The organism is Streptomyces sp. NPDC058401 (assembly GCF_042722885.1).
Taxonomy (GTDB): Bacteria; Actinomycetota; Actinomycetes; order Streptomycetales; family Streptomycetaceae; genus Streptomyces.
Window position 1 is genome coordinate 1 of the sequence record NZ_JBHXKA010000013.1, and the last position, 20,642, is coordinate 20,642.

At 71.0% G+C, this 20,642-nt stretch carries 19 protein-coding genes and 5 pseudogenes; 14 read left to right on the forward strand and 10 right to left on the reverse strand.

The features are described 5' to 3' along the window. Both ACFWNV_RS06960 and ACFWNV_RS06965 read right to left on the reverse strand, forming a co-directional pair. Positions 1 to 788 (reverse strand): SH3 domain-containing protein (locus ACFWNV_RS06960; protein ID WP_383941701.1); only part of this gene is annotated, 788 nt, incomplete at its 3' end. A 374-nt stretch (positions 789 to 1,162) separates the two neighbouring features. Beyond that, positions 1,163 to 2,236, reverse strand: a complete 1,074-nt coding sequence (locus ACFWNV_RS06965; RefSeq protein WP_383941704.1) for an alkene reductase — start codon at positions 2,234 to 2,236, stop codon at positions 1,163 to 1,165. A 117-nt stretch (positions 2,237 to 2,353) separates the two neighbouring features. On the opposite strand from ACFWNV_RS06965, the pseudogene ACFWNV_RS06970 reads away from it, so the two are divergent. Then, positions 2,354 to 2,719 (forward strand): annotated as a pseudogene (locus ACFWNV_RS06970) (MerR family transcriptional regulator); the annotation flags it as partial. 132 nt (positions 2,720 to 2,851) lie between these two features. Here the strand turns inward: ACFWNV_RS06970 and ACFWNV_RS06975 are convergent. Next, positions 2,852 to 3,496 (reverse strand): TetR/AcrR family transcriptional regulator, encoded by a 645-nt coding sequence (locus ACFWNV_RS06975; RefSeq protein WP_383941707.1) that lies wholly within the window; start codon positions 3,494 to 3,496, stop codon positions 2,852 to 2,854. Positions 3,497 to 3,587: 91 nt separating this feature from the next. Here ACFWNV_RS06975 and ACFWNV_RS06980 point away from each other — a divergent pair, with 91 nt between their 5' ends. Beyond that, the gene (locus tag ACFWNV_RS06980; protein WP_383941978.1) at positions 3,588 to 4,550 is read left to right on the forward strand and encodes a zinc-binding dehydrogenase; all 963 of its coding nucleotides are present in this window, start codon (positions 3,588 to 3,590) and stop codon (positions 4,548 to 4,550) included. A gap of 74 nt (positions 4,551 to 4,624) precedes the next feature. Here ACFWNV_RS06980 and ACFWNV_RS06985 read toward each other — a convergent pair whose 3' ends face one another. Together ACFWNV_RS06985 and ACFWNV_RS06990 are read right to left on the reverse strand one after the other, a co-directional pair. Next, on the reverse strand, positions 4,625 to 4,795 hold the full coding sequence (locus ACFWNV_RS06985; RefSeq protein WP_383941993.1) for a hypothetical protein: 171 nt from the start codon (positions 4,793 to 4,795) through the stop codon (positions 4,625 to 4,627). An 11-nt stretch (positions 4,796 to 4,806) separates the two neighbouring features. Then, a pseudogene (locus ACFWNV_RS06990) lies at positions 4,807 to 5,067 on the reverse strand (transposase); the annotation flags it as partial. Between the two features lie 68 nt (positions 5,068 to 5,135). On the opposite strand from ACFWNV_RS06990, the gene ACFWNV_RS06995 reads away from it, so the two are divergent. The 6 genes and pseudogenes from ACFWNV_RS06995 (at position 5,136) to ACFWNV_RS07020 (ending at position 12,207) form a co-directional block, all read left to right on the forward strand. Then, positions 5,136 to 5,399, forward strand: coding sequence for a hypothetical protein (locus ACFWNV_RS06995; RefSeq protein WP_383941709.1), 264 nt, complete (start codon positions 5,136 to 5,138; stop codon positions 5,397 to 5,399). A gap of 1,381 nt (positions 5,400 to 6,780) precedes the next feature. Then, on the forward strand, positions 6,781 to 6,984 hold the full coding sequence (locus ACFWNV_RS07000; protein WP_383941712.1) for a hypothetical protein: 204 nt from the start codon (positions 6,781 to 6,783) through the stop codon (positions 6,982 to 6,984). A gap of 597 nt (positions 6,985 to 7,581) precedes the next feature. After that, positions 7,582 to 8,445 (forward strand): alpha/beta fold hydrolase, encoded by an 864-nt coding sequence (locus tag ACFWNV_RS07005; protein ID WP_383941715.1) that lies wholly within the window; start codon positions 7,582 to 7,584, stop codon positions 8,443 to 8,445. Positions 8,446 to 8,658: 213 nt separating this feature from the next. Then, a pseudogene (locus tag ACFWNV_RS07010) lies at positions 8,659 to 9,532 on the forward strand (ABC transporter ATP-binding protein). Continuing rightward, a complete protein-coding gene (locus ACFWNV_RS07015; protein WP_383941718.1) occupies positions 9,532 to 11,487 on the forward strand; it encodes an ABC transporter permease in 1,956 nt (651 codons plus the stop codon). Before ACFWNV_RS07010 ends, ACFWNV_RS07015 begins: the two are co-directional and overlap by 1 nt. Positions 11,488 to 11,838: 351 nt before the next feature. Continuing rightward, on the forward strand, positions 11,839 to 12,207 hold the full coding sequence (locus tag ACFWNV_RS07020; protein ID WP_383941720.1) for a nuclear transport factor 2 family protein: 369 nt from the start codon (positions 11,839 to 11,841) through the stop codon (positions 12,205 to 12,207). Positions 12,208 to 12,300: 93 nt separating this feature from the next. Here the strand turns inward: ACFWNV_RS07020 and ACFWNV_RS07025 are convergent, their stop codons facing one another. Further along, entirely contained in the window at positions 12,301 to 13,188 is an 888-nt protein-coding gene (locus ACFWNV_RS07025) for a LysR family transcriptional regulator (protein WP_383941723.1), read from the reverse strand. Between the two features lie 251 nt (positions 13,189 to 13,439). On the opposite strand from ACFWNV_RS07025, the gene ACFWNV_RS07030 reads away from it, so the two are divergent. From ACFWNV_RS07030 to ACFWNV_RS07055, 6 genes are all read left to right on the forward strand, one after another. After that, positions 13,440 to 13,691 carry a hypothetical protein gene (locus tag ACFWNV_RS07030; RefSeq protein WP_383941725.1) on the forward strand — a complete coding sequence of 84 codons (252 nt, stop codon included), beginning with the start codon at positions 13,440 to 13,442 and terminating at the stop codon, positions 13,689 to 13,691. Then, positions 13,688 to 14,326 carry a hemerythrin domain-containing protein gene (locus tag ACFWNV_RS07035; RefSeq protein WP_383941728.1) on the forward strand — a complete coding sequence of 213 codons (639 nt, stop codon included), beginning with the start codon at positions 13,688 to 13,690 and terminating at the stop codon, positions 14,324 to 14,326. The genes ACFWNV_RS07030 and ACFWNV_RS07035 overlap by 4 nt, the downstream gene beginning before the upstream one ends. 115 nt (positions 14,327 to 14,441) lie before the next feature. Beyond that, positions 14,442 to 15,437, forward strand: a complete 996-nt coding sequence (locus ACFWNV_RS07040) for an ATP-binding cassette domain-containing protein (protein ID WP_383941731.1) — start codon at positions 14,442 to 14,444, stop codon at positions 15,435 to 15,437. Next, complete coding sequence (locus tag ACFWNV_RS07045; protein ID WP_383941734.1) at positions 15,434 to 16,219, forward strand: ABC transporter permease; 786 nt, start codon at positions 15,434 to 15,436, stop codon at positions 16,217 to 16,219. The genes ACFWNV_RS07040 and ACFWNV_RS07045 overlap by 4 nt, the downstream gene beginning before the upstream one ends. Before the next feature lie 176 nt (positions 16,220 to 16,395). Continuing rightward, entirely contained in the window at positions 16,396 to 16,929 is a 534-nt protein-coding gene (locus ACFWNV_RS07050; protein ID WP_383941737.1) for a hypothetical protein, read from the forward strand. A gap of 123 nt (positions 16,930 to 17,052) precedes the next feature. Next, positions 17,053 to 17,340: a hypothetical protein gene (locus ACFWNV_RS07055; RefSeq protein WP_383941739.1), complete on the forward strand. Its 288-nt coding sequence runs from the start codon at positions 17,053 to 17,055 to the stop codon at positions 17,338 to 17,340. Between the two features lie 138 nt (positions 17,341 to 17,478). Here ACFWNV_RS07055 and ACFWNV_RS07060 read toward each other — a convergent pair. The 4 genes and pseudogenes from ACFWNV_RS07060 to ACFWNV_RS07075 form a co-directional block, all read right to left on the reverse strand. Next, positions 17,479 to 17,822, reverse strand: a pseudogene (locus tag ACFWNV_RS07060) (aldo/keto reductase); the annotation flags it as partial. Position 17,823: 1 nt separating this feature from the next. After that, positions 17,824 to 18,733, reverse strand: a pseudogene (locus ACFWNV_RS07065) (aldehyde dehydrogenase family protein); the annotation flags it as partial. Between the two features lie 85 nt (positions 18,734 to 18,818). Then, positions 18,819 to 19,085 carry a GlsB/YeaQ/YmgE family stress response membrane protein gene (locus ACFWNV_RS07070; RefSeq protein WP_383941742.1) on the reverse strand — a complete coding sequence of 89 codons (267 nt, stop codon included), beginning with the start codon at positions 19,083 to 19,085 and terminating at the stop codon, positions 18,819 to 18,821. Between the two features lie 60 nt (positions 19,086 to 19,145). Beyond that, a complete protein-coding gene (locus tag ACFWNV_RS07075) occupies positions 19,146 to 20,303 on the reverse strand; it encodes an AI-2E family transporter (protein WP_383941744.1) in 1,158 nt (385 codons plus the stop codon). Positions 20,304 to 20,642 lie beyond the last annotated feature (339 nt).

Here is a 20,642-nt window from a genome sequence, read left to right on the forward strand (position 1 = left end):
AGCTGTCCAGGGGCTCCCGTCGGGCCTGTCGAGCCCGTCGGTCCGGTCGGGCCCGTCGGGCCTTCCTCGCCCGGGTCGCCCGGCTGGCCGTCGAGGCCCGGGGATCCTTCGAGGCCGGTGTCGCCCTGGGGGCCGGTCGCTCCGGTGGCGCCGGTCGCGCCCCGCTGGCCGGTCGCTCCGGTTGCCCCCCGCAGGCCGGTCCCGCCACTCGCCCCGGTGGCACCCCGCGGCCCCGGGGTGCCCGTCGCTCCGGTGGCGCCCGTGGCTCCGGTCGCGCCCCGCGGCCCCGGGGTACCTGGTGCTCCGGTCGCGCCCCGCAGGCCCTGGGCGCCCGTCGGCCCGGGGTTGCCTCGAGGGCCAGTGGGGCCAGTGGGGCCTTGAGGGCCCGCGCACTGGGGGACCGTACGGGAGCTGTCGACGTAGCGTGCGCTCATCCAGCCGGTGCGGTTGGCGAGCTTGTACCAGACGGGGTTGCCTTCGATGGTCTCGCCGTAGACCGCGCAGTCGAGTTGGACCGCGGCCCCACGCGGGTAGCTGCCGAGGTCGGCGGAGTTCGTCGTGGGCTGCGCGCGGACGGTACTGGAGGTACGTGCCACGACGGTGCCGGCCACGGCGGCAGCGGCCGCGACGGCGCGGACCGTGCTCACGGCTTCCGCGGTGTTCATCGCCGTGGCCGGCACGGCCCCTGAGGCCAGGGCGCTGGTGGGGCAGACGGACAGGGTGAGCCCCAGGGTGACCACGCCGAACGTGGCACGGGCCGCGACGGCCTTGTTCCGGGACGGAAGCATCGGCTTCGCCTCTCTGACTGCTCGGGTGGTTCCGGCTGGTAACGGTTGAGGCCGCCCGACCGGGGAGTTCGGACATTTCCGCTCCGAGCAGGAGACTGTCGCGCTTGTATGTATGTATGGAGAAACGGCGCTCGCAATAGGGCCGTACGGCCGCAGAAGAGCACCGGGGAGGGCGGAGCCGCCGAAGCGGGCGCGCCCGACGTCGACTCGCCGATCTGCTGTGCCGGCCCCATAGCCAGCCGCGCCAGCCCCCTACGCTTGCCACGGCTGGCTGGGCGGAGTCAGGTCCGGGTGCCGCACCCGGTTCGGCGGGCGCCGCACCCGCCCGAGCCGGCGGTCCCGGCGTACCGCTCGCAGGCCGCGTCGGTCCGGGATCAAGCCGCGTACTGGTGTGCCGGATAGGTCAGATAGCCGCTGTCGCCGCCCTGGAAGTACGTGGTCTCGTCCACGGGGGCCAGGGGGTGTCCGCTGCGCAGTCGCTCGACCAGGTCGGGGTTGGCGAGGAAGGCCCGGCCGAAGCTGATGAGGTCGGCGCCCAGGCCGAGCCAGTGCTCGGCGTCGTCCCTGCCGGTCTGCTTCGCGCCCATCGGGAGCACCGGGTTCATCACGAGGGTGCCCGGCCACGCGCGGCGCAGGGCGAGGAGCGTGTCCTGCCCGGCGGTGGCCTCGAGGTGCACGTACGCCAGCCCGAGGGGTGCCAGTTCGGTCAGCAGCGCGGTGTAGAGGTCGCGGACCTCGGTCTCCTCAACTCCCCAGAAGGTTCCGCCCGGGGAGAGCCGGATGCCGGTCCGCTCGCCACCGATTGCCTCCACGGTGGCGGCGACGGCCTCGACGGCGAACCTGATGCGGTGGGCGATCGGGCCGCCGTAGCGGTCCGTGCGCAGGTTGGCGTTGGACGAGAGGAACTGTGAGATCAGGTAGCCGTTGGCGCCGTGCAGTTCGACTCCGTCGAAGCCGGCTTCGACGGCGCGGCGGGCGGCGTCTGCGTAGGACCGCGCGTGTTCCGGCACTTCGGCGGTGTCCAGGGCGCGCGGAACCGGGGCGGGCTGCGGCCCGGTGGGGGTGAACACGTTGCCGACGGCGGGGACGGCGGAGGGACCGACGGGCTGCAGGCCGGTGGTGTCGGGGTGTGAGACGCGCCCGCCGTGCATGATCTGGGCGAAGATCCGTCCTCCGTTGGTGTGGACGGCGTCAGTCACTGGGCGCCACGCCTCGGCCTGTTCGTCGGTGTGCAGTCCCGGCGTGCCCGGATTGGACTGCCCGATCAGGCTCGGCTGCACCCCTTCGCTCACGATCAGCCCGGCCGTGGCCCGCTGGGCGTAGTAGGCCGCCATCGAAGGGGTCGCCAACCCGCCGTCGGCGGCACGGACTCGGGTCATCGGGGCCATGACCGTGCGGTTGGGCAGCGTGAGGCCGCCGAGCCGGTAGCTGGTGAAGAGACGTGTCATAGCGGGTTCTCCTTCGTGGCCGCCGCACCCGTGAACCGGGCACTGCGGCTACGCTAAAACCTCACACCGATGTCAGGGTCAAGGGCCTGCGACGGGGAACTCGGCCGGGAGGGCTGTATGCGGATCGGGGAGCTCGCAGCGCGTGCCGGAGTCAGCATCCGGTCCGTGCGCTACTACGAGGAGCAGGGGCTGCTGACCAGCACGCGCAGCCCCAGCGGGCAGCGGCACTACACGGACGCCGAGGTCGAGCGGATCGCGTTCATCCAGCGGATGTACACGGCGGGCCTGTCCAGCCGCACCATCATCGAGTTGATGCCCTGCATCGAGACGCCTAGTGAAGAGGCTTCCGACGCCGCGCTGGAGCGGATGGCACTGGAGCGCGAGCGGCTCTCGGCGCACATCTCCGAACTCCTGCGGACCAGGGACACGCTCGACGCGCTGATGGCCACGGCCCGGGCGCACCGGGAGCGGATGCGGACCGCCGGGGCCGGCTCGGACTGGACCCCGCCCGAGTCCTGCCGGCCGCAGCCCCGTTCCGGAGCCGACCGGTCCGGTGCGTCTCATGCGTCTCATGCGTCTGGTGGGCAAGGACTACGGAGCTCCGTGGCGAGGGGTTCACGGCGCGCCGGGTGAGTGCGCGGGCCCCAGGCATGGCGTCGGCCGCGGTGGCGTGTGCCCTCCCGTCTGCGGTACGGCGCGGAACGCCTCGATCACGTAAGCGGCGAAGCGGCGGGAGGCCGCGAGCCGGGCGGGCCGGGGCGCGTCCCGCAGGCCCCGGTGGGCCGTGAGCATGAGGATCAGGTCGTCGACGACGAAGCCGGGGCGGAGCCGGCCGGTCTCCTGGGCGCGGCGGGCCAGTTCGGCGACCGCGCGCACGGTCCGCTCGCGGTCGGCGGCGAAGTCCACTGTCTCGGGGAAGGCGGCCATGAAGGCTTCGGCGAACCCCCAGCTGTGCGCGTGGAGTTCACAGATCCGCTCGACCAGGCCCCGGAATCCGTGCCACGGGTCCGGGTCCGTGAGGGCGTCGCGGACCGCGGCGTGACAGGCTCGCCCTTGCTCGGCGAAGGCCTCCTCGATCAGTGCCTGCTTGGTCGGGAAGTGCCGGTACAACGTGGCGGGGCCGACGCCCGCGTGCCGGGCGACGTCGCGCACGGGCGCGCCCAGGCCCTTTTCGCCGAACACCGTGCGGGCGGAGTCCAGGATGCGGGCCCGGTTGTCCAGGGCGTCGGAGCGTGCGGGCCGAGGCAATTGGCCGGTCATCGTCTCTCACTTCGCTCGAGCGGACAGGGCTGTTGGTTACGGTCCGAGCGCGGCACCGCCGCACGCACCGCCACCGGCCCAGGGAGCAATGATGAAGGCTGTCGTCATCAGGACGTTCGGACATCCCGACGGACTGGAAGTCGTCGACGTGCCCGTGCCCGATCCTGCCCCCCGGCAGGTGCGGATCGCCGTGGAGGCGATCGGGGTGGGCGGCGTGGACGCCGTGATCCGCCGGGGCACGCTCGCCGGTTACGGATTCCGGCCGGGGCACCTCCTCGGGAGCGAGGTCGCGGGACGCGTCACCGAGGTGGGCGAAGGCGTGGACGCCGCGTGGACCGGGCGGCGGGTGTGGGCGTTCACCGGCCTGTCCGGTGGGTACGCCGAGTACGCCGTCGCCTCGGCCGCCGAGGTGCTGCCGCTGCCCCGCGCTCTGACCGGCGCCGACGCGGTGACCCTCGGCGGGTCAGGCGTGGTCGCCCACTTCGCCCTGGAACGGGCTCGTCTCGCACCGGGCGAGGCGGTACTCATCCGGGGTGCGGCGGGCAGCATCGGGATCACGGCCGTCCAGCTCGCGGTCAGGAGAGGTGCGGGCGCAGTGGCGGTCACCACCTCATCGGCGGAGCGCGGCGCCCGGCTGGAAAAGCTGGGCGCGACCCATGTCCTCAGCCGCTCCGGCGAGGGCGGCCCCGACACACCCGCGGGCTTCGACGTGGTGATCGACGTAGTGGGAGGTCCCCAGCTGCCGGCCTTCCTGGACAGACTGAACTCCAACGGGCGGTACGTGGCTGTAGGCGTGGTGGGTGGGCAGCCGCCGGCGGACTTCGGCACGCGGCTGATGGACGCCTTCCGCCGATCGCTGTCGTTCTCCACCTTCAGCTCCGACACCGTGCCCGGTCCCGACAGGCGTGCCGTGAGGTCGAACCAATTCACCGATGCCGCCAGCGGGGACCTGCGCACGGTCGTGCACGCGGTGCTGCCCCTGGATCAGGCGGCGTCGGCCCACCACGCGATGGATGCGGGAGAGGTGTTCGGCAGGGTGGTCCTGGTGCCCTGAGCCGGGCGCCACCGCCGTACGCGGCCCCGGGACCCTGTGCACGAACCTGGCCCGGCCGGGAACCGGCCGCCTCCTCAGGCGTGCGGGCTGATGCCCCGTAGTGTCAGGGCGAGCAGCCGGTTGGCTTCGGCGGCGGGGTTCGGACGGTGCTCGGTGGCCAGTGCGAGGCCCGTGATCAGCGCGATCAGGTCGGCGGCGTGGGCGCAGAGGGCGTCGACCCGGTGGCCGAACACCGCTTCCAGCAAGGCGCGCCGATATGGAGCCGGCCCCATACTGCGGCCCTCGACCAGATCAGGAACCTGCGGTGGGCCGTCGACTTCGATATCCCGAAGCACGGCGGCAGGGCCCGCCAGGCGCACCCACTGACCAGGACATGGATGATCGCCGCGAACAGCGTCTCATCAGGCGTGTCCTGCGTCCCGCCGCACTGCGACCGGACCTTCGACAGTGGGATCAGCGGCTCCGCGATCTCCCACAGCCCGTCCGGAACAATCCGACTCCACGTACCCCGCCCCATACGGAGGTCAACGACGCCATCCCGGACCGTGCTCGTTTCGTCTCCTGGTCCGGGGGCATCCGGTCGCCATGGACACCACAACAGGTATCGGCGGAGAAGTGATCGAGACGCAAGGCGACGAGCACCATGTCGTTCTCAGCGCTGACGCGAATGGTGATGGGAAGCCCGACGTGTGGATGATCGACACGACTGGTGACGGGAAGGCCGACCTCTATCAGTTCGACACCACCGGTGACGGTCGGATCGATGTCACCATCGCCGAACGCGACGAGGGGAAGGGGAGTGATCGCGTGGTGGTCGAAGGGGATGGCGGACACCCGCAAGACGCTTGACCCTCCAGAACCGCCCTGAGGTGCCGCATCGTGTAACCCCTGAATCGGCGGCCCGGCCCGGCCCGGCCCGGCCCGGCCCGGCCCGGCCCGGCCCGGCCCGGCCCGGCCCGGCCCGGCCCGGCCCGGCCCGGCACCGCACCGCGAAGAGGACCGTCCAACTGGCTGTGTCCGCCGGGGGCGAATCGCCTCGACGCCGAGTTCGTCGAGCGTGCCCCGCTGCTCGCCGGTGCTCCCCGACCTCGTCGTCGCCCAGCCCTGACACCTTGATCGACCGAGGCAGAATCCTCCGGCACCCGATGGGATTCCAACGGCTGCGCCTGCATATGGCGGGCGGGGACGTGCTGGCCTTCGGAGCCGGGCGTTCTGCCACTGCCAAATGAGCCGCCGCGCCTGCGCCTCCGACTTCGCGGGATCGGACGGGCTCAGGCCCGGATCCAGGTTCCGAGCAAGCCCGTCCACCGTGTCGCCCAAGCCGGTCCCGTCGGCTCCCAGGCTGCCGAGGAAGTTGTCCCCCGTGCCGGCCAGGGCCGGGCAGCCGGTCCAAGCACACGATCCTCCGGGAATTTCGGCGGTGTCGCGGACACTCGCCGTCGCGTCCGCGGTCACGCGGACATCGATGTCCCCGCCCGGGCCGGTTGTGGGCCTCGGTGCGGCGGTGGGTGACGGAGTCCGGCCGGAAGCGCTCCTTGTTACAGTCCGTGAAATGACCCAACATGACCGGCCCTCGGCCGCTCAACTCCCGTACCTCCTACAACACCTCTCCCGGCGATTCTCGGCGCAACTCCGCCTGCTCATCCGGACGATTGCCTTTGGCGCCGCGGCGATGTACCGGCAGGGTGCGTGCTGGGGTGGTCTTCGCGGGGTAGGCGCGGTGGGTAAGGTCACGGTGGGTTTTTCGAGAGGGTTTGGGATGATTATGCATCGTTAGGTGCGGCTCGATGTCCGTACGGTGACTGCTGATCTGCTGGCGGTTGGTCTCGTGGGCTGTAATCCGGGGGTGCCGGCCGGAGGTGACGCCAAGGCGTCTCTGTCCGGGCAGGGCGAGGACGGGGCGCAGGGAGCGCCGGGAGAACCGGCGCTCCCGGGTCTGTCGACAAGGGCGGTCGCCCGAAGCCGGCTCGGCGGGCTGATAGTCGCGGGCCAGAGGGCGATGACCGGGTGCAGCTGGGAGAAGTTCACGCACTGGCCGGGCAGGGCGACAGCTGTGACACCCGCGAAGTCGTTCTGGAGCGCTCGGGCAAGGGCGCGAAGCGCGATGCCGCGTGCAAGACCGTCTCCGGCGCCGCCTCCAGGTCCTCGCGGTGTCCGCGGCGACGAACCGCGGCAAAGGCGACCAAGGGCCGAGGGCCACTGGTGTACGTACTCGGCGGCGTGGGCGAACGTGAAGAGCAGCTACCAGCTGACCGAGGCGGGCCCGGACGGTACGGCCTCGGTACGGATCCCGTACACCGGAGCAGAGGAGTGGTGCACCCTCACCGGCAGCCCCGTACCGCTGCCGTCGGGCGGCCTCGCCGCGCTCCACACGCTCGTGGTCGACGCCGTGAAGGCCGGCGCCGGCACCGAAGTCCCCGACGTCGCCACGTGAGCGCCCCGCTGCGGCATCGTTCGGTCCAGGCTCCGCCCGCGGAGCGACCGTGCTGCGAGCGGGGCCGAATGCGAGCGGGGCCGAATGCGAGTGGGGCCGAATGGATCGGCTCTGCCGGAAATGTTCCTTCTCAAGGTCTGGAGACTGCAACTCGTGAAACGAGACCGTTGGGCGATGGTCGGCATGATCGGTCTTGGGCTCGGGGTGCTCGGAATGGCCCTCTCCCTGCTCGATCGCTTCATCACCTGAGACGCCCGTGTCACCAGCGAGGCGGCGGCGGGGGTGCGTACGGCTGGGATGCCGAGAGCCAGGTGCGGACGACGTGGCGGCGCTTGTCACCAGCCGTTGACGAGACTCTTTGAAACCAGCCAAAGGTGCCGCCATTCCTCAGTCACGCCGATTCTGGACCAATTCGGTACTGCGCAGCAGGAAAGCGTACGGGCCCACCGGGGCGTGGCCCACGGCGACTCGGTGACCGGCCCCGCTCCCGCCCGTACCGCATGACCTTGGAGGTAATCGACCGCCTCGGGGCCGCAGGGTCAGGATGGTTGTCGCACCGGACAGCCGCTCACAGCCGTTCCCTGAAGGGACCCCGCCATGCCGTACTTCGAGTCCGCCACCGACCGCACCCGCCTCCACTTCGTCGACTACGGCCCCTCGGACGGCCCCGTCATCGTCTTCGTCAACAGCTCGTACTTCGGTACCGAGATGTGGGAGTACCAGATGCTGCCCCTGGCGGCCGAAGGTTTCCGCTGCGTGGGCCTCGACCGCAGGGGGCACGGCAGGTCCGAGGACGTCTGGGGCGGCTTCGACCTCGACACCCTCGCCGGGGACCTGGGCTCGCTCCTCGACCATCTGGATCTGCTCGACGTCACCTTGGTCGGGCATTCGATGGGCACGCTCGAGGTGGTCCGCTACCTGACCCTTCGCGGTACCGGCCGGGTGGCCCGGGTCGCCCTCGTCGGCGCAATGGCCCCGGGGCCGGCCCGTTCCGCGGACCACCTGGAGGGACTGGACCCGGAGCTGATCCGCGGATTCAACGAGACCTTCCGGCAGGACCGGGCGAAGTTCTTCTCCGACGGGGCCGACGCGTTCTTCGCCCGCCACCTGCCCGGGCCGCAGGTGTCGGATGGGTACGTGGCGTACATGGTGGACCGCTGCCTCGGGGCAACGGCGCGCGCCGCCAACGCCCTGGGGGACATCCTCCCTTCCCTGAACCTCGTTCCGGAGATGGTGAAGATCGACTGCCCGGTCCTGGTCATCCACGGATCGGACGACGTCTCCGCACCCCTGGCCCTCACGGGCCGCCGCGCGGCCGAACTGATCGCGGGGGCGGAGCTGCACGTGTACGAGTACGCGGGTCACGGGCTGTTCGCGACCCACGCGGACCGCCTCAACGACGATCTGCGCGCCTTCGCCTTCGCCCCCCGCCCGATGGCTGAGCACACGTCCGTCCGGTAGCGCGCGGGCTTCCGCCCTACCGTGCGAGCGGGACCGCTCATCCGGAAGGTGTCGCCGCAGACCGTGACCTCCCGAAGCCTGACCATGCAACGTCCACCCCTCACTTGCTCCTCGCTCACAAAACGGCCCATCGAGACAGCCGCACACCACGGTGGCGGAGTTCCCGTAGCGGCAAGCTCTCCGATTTCGAGATCACTTGAGAGGTTTTGAAGGATGCACGACAGCCAGTTAGTCAGGCTCGAACAGGTCAGCCGCTGTTACGCGGCTGGATCGGCAGGGCAGGTGCGCGCCCTCGACGAGATCTCGGTTGCCTTCGATCAGGTCACCTTCACCGCGGTGATGGGCCCCTCGGGCTCGGGCAAGAGCACCCTCCTGCAGTGCGCGGCGGGTCTCGACCGCCCCGACGCGGGACGCGTCGTCTTGGACGGCGTCGATCTGGGGTCCCTGCGCGAGAAGGCCCTCACCGAGCTGCGCCGAGTCCGGATCGGCTTCGTCTTCCAGGCGTTCAACCTGCTCGGTGCGCTCAGCGCCGAACAGAACGTGGGACTGCCGCTGCGGCTGGCGGGCCGCCGCCCCGATCAGGCCGAGGTGCGGACGGCGTTGGGCAGGGTCGGGCTCGCCGGGCGCGCCGGGCACCTGCCTTCCCAGATGTCGGGCGGCCAGCAGCAGCGCGTGGCCATTGCCCGGGCCCTGATCACCCGGCCGAAGGTGCTGTTCGCCGACGAGCCGACCGGGGCCTTGGACAGCAGCTCCAGCAAGACCGTCCTCAAGTTGCTGCGCGGCCTGGTCGACGAGCAGGGCCAGACCACGATCATGGTCACCCACGACCCGGTGGCTGCCTCCTACGCGGACCGCGTCCTCTTCCTCGTCGACGGCCGCGTCTGCCGACGAGATGCACCGCCCGACGGCCCGCCGGGTGGCTGAGAACATGGCGCGGCTGGAGTCCGACCCGGACACCGCCCCGGACACCGCCCCGGACACCGCCCCGGACACCGACGCGGGCGACCGGGAAGCCGGTCCGAACGGAGCCGCGGACGCCGGTACGAGGCCCGCCGCGGCACGGGCCCGGATCGACGGTAGCCACTGATGACCCTCACCCCCCTGCTGCCCGTGGCCACTGCCACCCTGCGCCAGCGGCGGCTCGGCTTCGCCGGTTCCTTCGTGGCGCTCACCCTGGGCGTCACCCTGATCGCCGGGACGGGTCTACTCGTCACCACTTCGACGGGGCTGCAGAACGACGACCCGTCGGCGCCGTCGCTGAAGAAGCTGCTCACCTTGATGGCGGGTATGTCCGGATTCGTGTCCGTGTTCGTCGTCGCCTCGACGTTCGCGTTCGCGGTCGCGGGGCGGCGCCGGGAGACAGCCATGCTGCGGGCGGTCGGTGCGACCCCGCGCCAGGTCCGGATGCTCGTGCTCGGCGAGGCGGTGGTCGTCTCACTGGCCGCGTCGGTCTGCGGGGCGCTGCTGGGCCCGGCCGTAGCCCCGCTGTTCGCCCGCTGGCTGGTGGCTCGGGGTGCGGCGCCCGAGGGCTTCACCGTTCAGATCAGCGCGGGGCCGCTGCTCGTCGCCGTGGCCGTCGAAGTGGCGGTGGCGGTGGTCGGTGCCTACGCGGCAGCCCGTCGGGCCGGCCGTGTGCGGCCGGTGGAGGCGCTCGGCGACGCGGCGGTCGACGGGCGGGTGATGACACTCGGCCGCTGGCTGTGGGCTGTCGGCTACCTGTTGGTGTTCTCGACCGTGCTGGTCCTGTTCATGACGATGCCGCCCGGCATGGACCGGGACCCGCAGCTGCGCGATCCGCAGAACTTGCCCGTCTGGGCGTTGCTGATCGACGTCATGGCCATCGTGGCGGTCGCCCTGTTCGCGCCGGTGCTGGTCCCCGCGCTCGTGCGGGTGCTGGCGCTGCCGGCCTGGGGCGCGGTGGGCCTGCTGGCCCGGCAGAACGCCCTGGCAGCGGTGCGGCGCACGGTCTCCACGGCGACCCCGATGTTCCTGGTGATAGGCCTGACCGGCACTGTGGTCGGCTCCACGCTTACCTTCGGGGTCGCGCGGACCGTCCAGTCGCGGGAGGCGCTACGGGCCACGTACGTTGTCGAACCCGACGGCGGGCCGGCTCTGACCCCGGACACCGTGGAGCGGCTACGCGCCCTGCCCGGGGTCGCCTCGACCACGGTACGTACCACCCGGCTCAACGGCCTCGCCCGCAGTTCGGGATCCGGGCCCGGGGACTCGGGCACGATCACGGCGACCGCGGTCGACGGAGACGCCGCCGCGACCTGGGAACTCTCCACCGAAGCAGGCTCGCTGGACGCCCTGCGAGGTTCCTCCGTAGCCGTGTCGACTTCTCTGGCCCGGGCCCGCGGCTGGCAGGTCGGCGACCGGCTGGACACCGCCCTGGACGACGGCACCCTCGTCACCGTCGAGGTGGTCGCCCTGGTGAAGACGCCGCTGAACCTGGCCGAGGTGCTCCTGCCGTACGGGGCCGTGGCCGGGCACCTCGGTGGAGGCCCCGGTCCCACCGCCGCCTTCCTCACCCCCACGGCCGGAGCCACGGCGCCGACCGCGATCCCGGGGGTCGTGATCGCCGCGACGGCCGAGTGGGGCGGGCACGACGACACCCGGTCCCGCTCCGACTGGATCGCAATGATCGCCATCCTGGGGCCGGCCCTGCTGTACGCCCTGATCGCGATCGTCAACACGATGATGATGTCCACCGGCGACCGGCTGCGGGACTTCTCCGCCCTGCGTCTCACCGGCGGCAACGACCGTCAAGTGCTCTCCATGGTGGGGGCCGAGGCGCTGCTGACGGCCGTAACCGCCACGGCCCTGGCGCTGCTGGTCACCACCGGCACCCAGGTTGCGACCCTGTTGCTGATCAGAAACAGGATCCTGGAGTCCGGTCCCGCGCTCACCCTGAGCCTGCCCTGGACCGCGATCGGCGCCGCCGCCACCGCCGGGCTTGCGCTCGCGCTGGTCTCCAGTCTGGTGCCCGCCCGGATCGCGCTGCGCGCCCGGTCCCTGGAGTCGGCCGCCGTCCGTCAGTGACGTGACCCCATTCCCAACCAGTAGTCGCACAGCGCGTGTTCGACGTGGGGTTGTTCCACCGGGACCTGCGGGACGAGGCATAGCGTTCACTCCTAGTCATTGCAACATGCGAGCCAGGTTGACGTTGCGTTGACATGCAAGGCATTGCAACGAAATGGCGCCTCTGAGCTGCAAGTTCACGACTTTCTCGCAATGGGAAGGTTGCTGGAGCCATGAATGCAACGTAGCGTTTTCGATATCGGAAACACCGGGCCGGAGAAGAGCCTGATGCAGGAGCTCGCTTCCCCCGCCCCGGATTCCGTGCCGCTTCCGGCGGCATTCTCACCGATCTCTGATACAAGGAGCCGACTCATGAGCGACCTGACCAACAGCGTCACCCAGTACCTCGCCCTCTGGAACGTGGCCGACGCCGACCGTCGCGCCGCCGGCATCGCCGACCTGTTCACCCCTGAGGCCCCCTACATCGACCCGCTCGCCGCGGTCGAGGGCCATGCGGGCATCGCGGCCGTCCTCGCGGGTGCTCGCGAGCAGTTCCAAGGCCTCTTCTTCCAGCTGCACGGAAACGTCGACACCCACCACAACATCGCCCGCTTCCAGTGGGCCCTGGTGACCGGCCCGGGCGCCGAGCCCATCGCCATCGGCTTCGACGTCCTCGTCACCGACGGCGCAGGCAGGATCACGGGCGTCTACGGCTTCCTGGACAAGATGCCCGCCGCCTGATCGGCACCGACTGCCCGCCCGACGTCCACGGCATGGGGCGAACCCGAACGGGACCGCATCCGACCGGCGGTGCAGGTCAGGGCGTCGGCCTCCTCAGAAGTGGAGCGAGCCCATGTCCCGGACGGTGTCGGCGAGGGCGCGGGTGAGGTCGGTCTCCGCCTCGGTCCGCCAGACCAGAGCGTAGGACAGGGCGGGCAGGCCGGAAACGGGCACCCAGCCGATGTTCGACAGGCCCCAGTACCGGGTGACGTGGCTGGGGAAGGCGTGGATGATCTCCCCCATGGTGACCAGGTTGATCAGCTCGTCAGGGCTGGTCACGGTCTGGGACCGCTCGATCAGCCGCCCTCGGGGGGTGTGGAAGGGGAGGTAGTGGTCCTCCCAGTAGTCGGGCATGTCCGGGGCCGTGGCGTGCGCGAAGTCGGCGAAGTCCTCTATCGACACCGTCGACCGGCCGGCGAGCTCGTGGTCCCTGGGCACGGCGAGCAGCCGGCTGTCGGTGCACAGGACCGGGCCGACCGTGAGGTCGGGCTCTTCCACGGGCAGCCATGTGACCAGGACGTCCATGTCTCCGGCGCGGAGACGGCCGAACGGGTCGAGGAACGGAACCGGGCGGATCTGGAGTTCGCACTGGGGATGGCGGGAGCGGAAGCCCTGCCAATAGTGGTGCATGTCGGCGACGTTGAACGGCATCATCGCGACGCGAAGCCGGGACGTGACACCGCGGGCGGCCATCCGCGCCCGGTCCAGGGAGTCCTGGAGGTCGACGTACACCGGTTGCAGGTCGTCCCACAGCCGGCGGCCGATCTCGGTCAGGGCCACGGTTCGGCTGGTGCGCTCGAAGAGGACCGCTCCGATGCGACGCTCCTGCTTCTTGATCGCCTGGCTGACGCGCGCCTGGGAGACGTGGAGGCGCGCGGCAGTGCGGCCGAAGTGCAGTTCTTCGGCCAGGACCAGGAAGATCTCGATGTCCCGCAGCTCCACAGATCCCCCGTGCCCGGCATTGATAACCCCGCGGTTATCGAGTGGTGCGAAAGTACATGTTGATCATGGCCATGGCGAGCGGCGAGCATCAGTGCATGACATCACGCGTGAAGAACCCTGCGATCGGGCCCGTGTACTTGAGGCAGCCCATCCGTACCGTCACTGCGACGATCGGCTCGGGCGGCGCCCCCCACGGGCCGCAGCAGGTGCGGCCCCTACTGCCCCGCGCGGGCGGGGGCCGCGGCACATGCGTGCACGTACACGTGCAGCACTTGCGCGAGGAAGGGGAGAGCGGCGCACGCGCGGAGGCCGAGGTCGCGCTGCGGAAGGCCCCCCTCTCCAGCTGCCTTCTGCCCGCCGAACCGGACGAGCGGGAGGAGTGGGGGGAGCGCGGGGAGCGGACGCGCGGCGGCTCCGCCCGCCTGACCGGCGGTCCCTGCCGCTCCGACCGTGTCGGCGCCGTGCTCTGGGAACCGGCCGTCGCCTTCCGGTCCCGCGAGTGAGCACGGCCGTCGACCTGACCTTCATGCACGCGACGCACGCCGCCTTGCGCCGGGACCTGGTCCAGCTGGACCGGATCAGCATCTCGGCGGACCACGACCTCCGCCAGGTGCTGGCCTCCATCGCCGGCTGGCCGCGGTTCAAGAAGGCCCTCCGCCTCCATCACGCCGCCGCGGACGATGCGTTGTGGCCCGCACTGCGGTGGAACCTCTCAGGCCGCCCGGACGACCTGGTGCGGCTGGAGGTCATGGAAGCCGAACACGCCGCCTTTCCCCCCGTGCTCGATGCCATCGACACGTCACTGGCCGACCCGGAGGGGGACCGGGCGCACCTCGGGAGCCTGATCGACGTCCTCTGCACCGGTTTGGACGCGCACCTCACCCACGAGGAGACGATGGTCCTGCCGCTCCTCCGGGAAGTCCTCGCCCCCGACCAGTGGGCGCACTTCGACGCAGTCCGTACCGAACACCTCCGCGCGGACGCGCCCGTCCTGCTCCCCTGGCTGCTGGACGGGGCCGACGGGGAGACGGCGGTCAAGCTGCTCGCACCGCTCCCCGCAGCGGTCCGCGCGGCCTATGCCGCCCAATGGCTCCCGGCCCACCGGGCCGCCGACCCCTGGAGCCCGGCCGGCGCGTAGTGCCGCGTACGCCGGCGCGCGCCGGGCGGCGCCGCCTCCCGACCTGTTCCCTCACGTTGCTCCGCACCACTTCAGCCCCGAACGGGAGAAACCCATGCCCACACCTTCATCCGTCATGCCCGCAACCAGAGCCGGTGGGTCCGCACAGCCGGTCGCCGCCATCTCTGCCGTGGCCCTGCACAAGGCGTACGGCGACAAGACCGTGCTCGACGGCATCGACCTGCGCATTCCGGCCGGGTCCGTGTTCGCGTTGCTCGGCCCCAACGGCGCCGGCAAGACCACCGCCGTGAAGATCCTTTCCACGCTGATCACCGCCGACGGCGGCCGGGCCCAGGTCGCCGGCCACGACCTGGCCGGCGCTCCGCAGGCGGTACGGGCCGCGATCGGTGTCACCGGGCAGTTCTCCGCCGTTGACGGCCTGATCACCGGCGAGGAGAACATGCTGCTCATGGCCGACCTGCACCACCTGTCCAAGCGCGAGGGGCGGCGGGTCGCCACCGAGCTGCTGGAGCGGTTCGACCTCGCGGAGGCAGCGAAGAAGCCGGCCTCGACCTACTCCGGCGGCATGAAGCGGCGCCTGGACATCGCCATGACCCTGGTCGGCAATCCGCGGATCATCTTCCTCGACGAGCCGACAACCGGTCTCGATCCCCGCTCAAGGCACAACATGTGGCAGATCATCCGCGAGTTGGTCACGGGCGGCGTCACCGTCTTCCTCACCACCCAGTACCTGGAGGAGGCCGACCAGCTCGCCGACCGAATCGCGGTCCTCAATGACGGAAGGATCGCTGCTGAGGGCACTGCCGAGGAGCTCAAGCGCCTGGTTCCCGGCGGTCACGTGCGCCTGCGCTTCGCCGTCCCGTCCGCGTACCAGTTCGCCGCCGCACAGCTGCGCGAGGCCACCCGGGACGACGGGTCCCTCACCCTGCAGCTCCCCAGTGACGGCACCCAGCGCGCCCTGCGCTCGATCCTCGACCGGTTGGACTCGGCCGGCATCGAAGCGGACGAACTGACCGTGCACACCCCCGACCTCGACGACGTCTTCTTCGCCCTGACCGCCACTGCCCCGAGCCCCGGCCGGCCCCAGCAGATCAAGGAAGATGCCCGATGAGCTCCTTCTCCCTCGCCGTCCGCGACTCCTCCACGATGCTCCGCCGCAACCTCCTGCACGCGAGACGCTACCCCTCCCTCACCCTGAACCTGCTCCTCACGCCGGTCATGCTGCTCCTGCTCTTCGTCTACATCTTCGGCGGCACCATGAGCGCGGGCATCGGCGGCGGAAGCCGCTCCGCGTACATCGCCTACATCGTTCCGGGCATCCTGCTGATGACCATCGGGTCCACCCTCGTCGGCACCGCGGTGTCCGTCGCGGGCGACATGAGCGAGGGCATCATCGCCCGATTCCGCACCATGCCCGTCCATCGCGGCTCCGTACTCTTCGGACACGTCGTCGGCAGCGTCCTCCAGGCGATGCTCAGCGTTGTCCTCGTCGGCGCCATCGGCGTGGCGATGGGCTTCCGGTCCACGGACGCCACCGTCCTTGAGTGGCTCGCCGCGTTCGGGCTGCTGGCCCTCTTCGCCCTCGCCTTCACCTGGATCGCGGTAGGGATGGGCATGGGAAGCCCCAATGCCGAAGCGGCCGGCAACAGCGCGATGCCGCTGATACTCCTGCCCCTCATCTCCAGCGCCTTCGTCCCGGTCGACGCGATGCCGGGCTGGTTCCAGCCGATCGCCGAGTACCAGCCGTTCACCCCCGCCATCGAGACCCTCCGAGGCCTCCTCCTCGGCACCGAGATCGGCGACAGCGGGTGGATCGCCGTCGCCTGGTGCCTCGTCCTCGCGCTCGTGGGCTACCGGTGGTCGCAGGCACAGTTCAACCGCGACCCCAAGTAGACGGCCCCCCGGGCCGGGGGGGGGGGGGGGGGCCGCCGCCCGGGGCCGGTGGCCGTTGACGGCCACCGGCCCGGGCCGAGGTCGGGTGCGGGGGCCGGCGCATGCAAGCGGGTAGCCCGGGCACTCGGTGTGAGAATCGGCAAATTGCCGTGCACACAGAGGAGTTGGGGGACCCGATGAGGAAAGTGAACAAGTGGCTGGCCCTGCACCCGTGGGTGCAGGGTGTCCTCTTGGCCGTCATCGGTGCGGGGGTGATCCTTCTGCTCAACCCGGGACGCTCGCCGCTCGGAGCCCTGCTGCGGGCCGGCTCGGGGGCCGTGGGAGCCACGGTCATGCTGCTGCTGATGCGGCGCAGGGAGCGCCGGATGATCAGTGCCGCATCCGAAGAGGACTACGTGTCCCTGGACGACCGTCTGCGCCACGGAGAGGTGCCCGAATCGGAAGAGGGCCGCGCTGCGATGGGCCGACTGGTCCGTGATCGCCTGGACCGGTCACGCCACCGGGTCTGGGCCCTCGCCTTCCTCTTCCTGCTGTTCGCTTCCATCACGACCCTCGCAGCGACCACGGCCGATGTGCGTCAGGCCGTGGTGCTCGCCCTGCTCGCGACCGCCTTCCTGACCTGGCTGACGTGGACCGGCGTCCACCAGCACCGCCTGCTGGTCCGCATGGACGGCGAACTCCGGGGTGACGTCGACTCCGTCCGCCGGTAGACGCACTGCACGGTGCACAACCTGTTGGGCGCGTTGGCGATCGATGGGTCGGGAACTCGCGCCATCGCTCTTCGCCCCTGTCCGACCCGTGAATCCGCGTGACTTGGGGGTAGGCGGGCAGGCATGGCAGCCAAAGGCGAACTCCTCACCTCCATGCGGGCCGCACGCCAACTGCGCCGCGTCCGCTCCCATTACGCAGCCGGGGCCCTGTTGTGGGCGGCCGCGGCGGGCTGGACGGGGTGGCTGAATCCAGGGGGCCGGCAGATGTGGGTGTGCGCTCTCCTGCTCGTCCTCTTCGCAGTCCTGCTGGCCACGGCAGCCCACCAGCTTCGTCGTCTTCGGCCGGACAACCTCCCGACACACCATGCCGCACCCCGACGATCGGTCGGCCCGCGCCGGGCGGACGCCTGAACCGGCCGTACCGGGTCCGAGGCAGGGCGCACGTGCGTGTGTGCGGGGCGGGCGTACGGTCCCGGCACCGCCGGGGGTGCCGGGACCGCAGCTCTCAGCCGGTGAAGCGGTCCGGGCCGGGGCCGGTCCGTTCGTCGCGAAGTCGCGGCGGGTGGGCAGCGGCCAGTGGATGAGGAAGAGGTCGAGGCCCATTGCATCGAGACTGCCGTCGAACGCCCGCAGGGCCTCGTCGTGCGTGTGGACGTCGTTGGAGAGCTTGCTGGTCACGAAGACGTCGGTGCGGTCGAGCCCCGAGTCGCGGACCGCCGGCCCGACCTCCTTCTCGTTCCCGTACATCTGTGCCGTGTCGATGTGGCGGTAGCCGACCTCCAAGGCGGCCAGTATCGTGTCCGGGTCTCCTCGGGCGGGATCTTGTAGGTGTCAAAGCCCAACTGAGGCATCTTCACTGCATTGTTGACGCAGATAGCGGGTACTGCGGTCACGTGCCACGCGACGGCCCCGTTCCACGTCCGCGCAGAACACGGACCCCGCCGAGTCCGTACCGGCTGTCGTTGGCCAGCGCGACGGCCTCGTCCTCGTCGGCGACCTGGTAGACGACCGCGGCGGGCCCGAAGAGCTCCTCGGCGTAGGCGCGCATGCCGGGGTTGACGCCGGTCAGGACCGTGGGTTCGACGAAGGCGCCCGGCCGGTCGATCCGGTCGCCGCCGGTGACGAGTTCCGCACCCCGCTCCAGGGTCTCGCGGATCTGGTCGACGAGGTCCGACGCGGCCTGCTCGGAGGAGAGGGGACCCAGGGTCGTCGCCCCGTCGGCAGGGTCGCCCGGCCGCAGGGCCTCGAACGCGTGGCGCAGGCCGGCGACGAAGTCCTCGTAGACCTCGTCCACGACGATGAACCGCTTGGCGGCCACGCAGCTCTGCCCGGTGTTCGCCATCCGTCCTGACACGGCGGCGGCGACGGTGAAGGCGTCGCTGCCGCCGAGTTCCAGGAGGCTGGGCTTCATGTTCCGTCCGGCCCGTCCGGCCCGTCCGGCCCGTCCGGCAACCTCGGCCCCCGCCTTCTCGCTGCCGGTCAGGGAGGCTCCGCGGACGATCGGTCCGTCGATCAGGCGCCCGACCTCCTCGTGGCTCACGAAGAGGTTCGTGTAGACGCCCTCGGGGGCGCCCGCGTCGAGGAACAGTGACTCCAGGGCGAGCGCGGACTGCGGGCAGATGCCGGCGTGTCTGACGAGCACGGTGCCCAGCACCAGGTTGGGCCCGGCGAAGCGGACCAAGTTCCACGGCAGCACGCCCATCGGCACGCCGATCGGCTCGGTGACGAGGTACGCCTCGCCCTCGGCGACGTCGAGCGGTTCGGCGGCGGTGAACTCGGGCCCGCGGTGCGCGTAGTACTCGAGGAGGGGGCGAGGAGCGGGAACGGCGTTCCGGCGCCGCCTCGCCGCCCTCTTCGGCGGCCCGGGGGGCCTCGGTGGCCTCGACGGCTCAGTGGCTCCGTCGGCCCGCTACGAGCCGGTAGAGCAGCAGGAGCACGACCGAGCCCGCCACGGCTGCGATCCAGGTCGAGAGGTGGAAGAACCCGTTGATCGAATCGACGCCGAAGATGACCTTTCCCAGCCATCCTCCGAGCAGACCGCCGACGATGCCGATGAGGATCGTGATCAGGCAGCCGCCCGGGTCACGGCCCGGGGTGATGGCTTTGGCGATGGCTCCGGCCAGCAGGCCGAGCAGGATCCAGGCGATGATTCCCATGGTGATCTTTCGATGGTGGGCGAGCACGGGCATCACTGAACATGTCCGGAAGAAATATGCTCAAACCTCCTCTTTTGGGATCTTCCTGTACGTCGCGTCCCCGGCGCGACGGAGCTGGACCACCATCGTGTTGCCCACTGCGACGAGTGGCACGGCAATCACCGCGCCGGGAATGCCGGCCGCCAGACCGCCGGCCGCGACGGACAGGATGACGGCCAGCGGGTGCACGCGGACGGCGCGGCCGAGGATGAACGGCTGCAGGACGTGTCCTTCGATCTGCTGCACCGCCAGGACGATGAGGAGCACCGCGAGTGCGGTGACCGGCCCGCACGTCACCAGCGCGACGAGGACTGCGAGCGCTCCTGAGGCCACGGCGCCCGCAAGGGGGACGAACGCGCACAGGAAGACCAGGGCCGCCAGGGGTACCGCCAGCGGGACGTCCAGGAAGTACAGGCCGAGTCCGATGAAGAGGCCGTCGATGAAGGCCACGGCCACGGTGCCGCGAACGTAGGCGGTCAGGGTGCGCCACGCGTAGGGGGCCGCCGCCGCGACGGCGGGCCTCCCCGCGGCGGGGACCAGGCAGAGCACCCAGCGCCAGACGCGGGGGCCGTCATGAACCAGGAACAGTGTGGAGAAGGCCGTCAGCAGGGCCCCGGTCAGGAACTCCGCCACGAAGGTGGCGCCCTGCAGGCCGGTCGTGGCGAGCTTCGCGGCGTTGGCGCCTACTGCATCGCTGAGGCTCTGCGCAGCCTGCTCGACCTGCTCGTCCGTCACGTGGAGGGGGCTGTGCAAGGCCCAGGAACGCAGCTGGTGGATGCCCTCCTGGAGACGGGCCGCGACATCGTCGGAGTTGGCGACGACCTGCCAGACGACGAACCAGCCGATCAACGTGACCATCGCGAATCCGGCCACGATGACGAGGGCGGTGCCGAGGCCGCGGTGAAGGCCGGCGCGCTCCAGGCGGCATACGGCGGGGCGGAGCAGGGCCGTGGCGAAGAGGGCGACGACGAACGCGAAGGCCACCAGCTGCACGGTGGCCACCACGCGCACCAGGAGCCATAGGGCGGCGGCGAGGACGACCAGCCGCCAGGCCGCCTCGGCGCCGACCCGTACACCCCAGGGGATGGCGGAACTCGGATCGGGTCCGGTGCGGCCGTTCGCAGGCTCCCGGTGCCCGGTCCGGTGCTCGGGGGGCGCCGCGTACTGTTCCGTGTCCAAGGGGATCCTCGCTGGGTGCTCGCGTGATGGGCGGTTACCCGTGGGCCCCTGCCCCGGCCCGCGCGGCCGAGGGGAGCCGATGGTCCCGGACCGGGGGGACTTTGGTAAGCAGACCCGGCGGCGTCGCCGAGGCGGAGCGCGGCCCGCTCGTACGGGCTTCTCGTACGGGCTTCTCGCCGCTTCGGCGAGCACAGCACTCCAAAGGTGTCACTTGGACCGATGACGGCTCGGTCCGGGCCGCGTAGGCCGCTGTCGTGTCCGTGGCTGCGGGTGAGCCACACATGTCGGGGGTGGCCGTCTCTGGTTATCGCGCCTGTTCCAGGACATACGGCAGGCAGC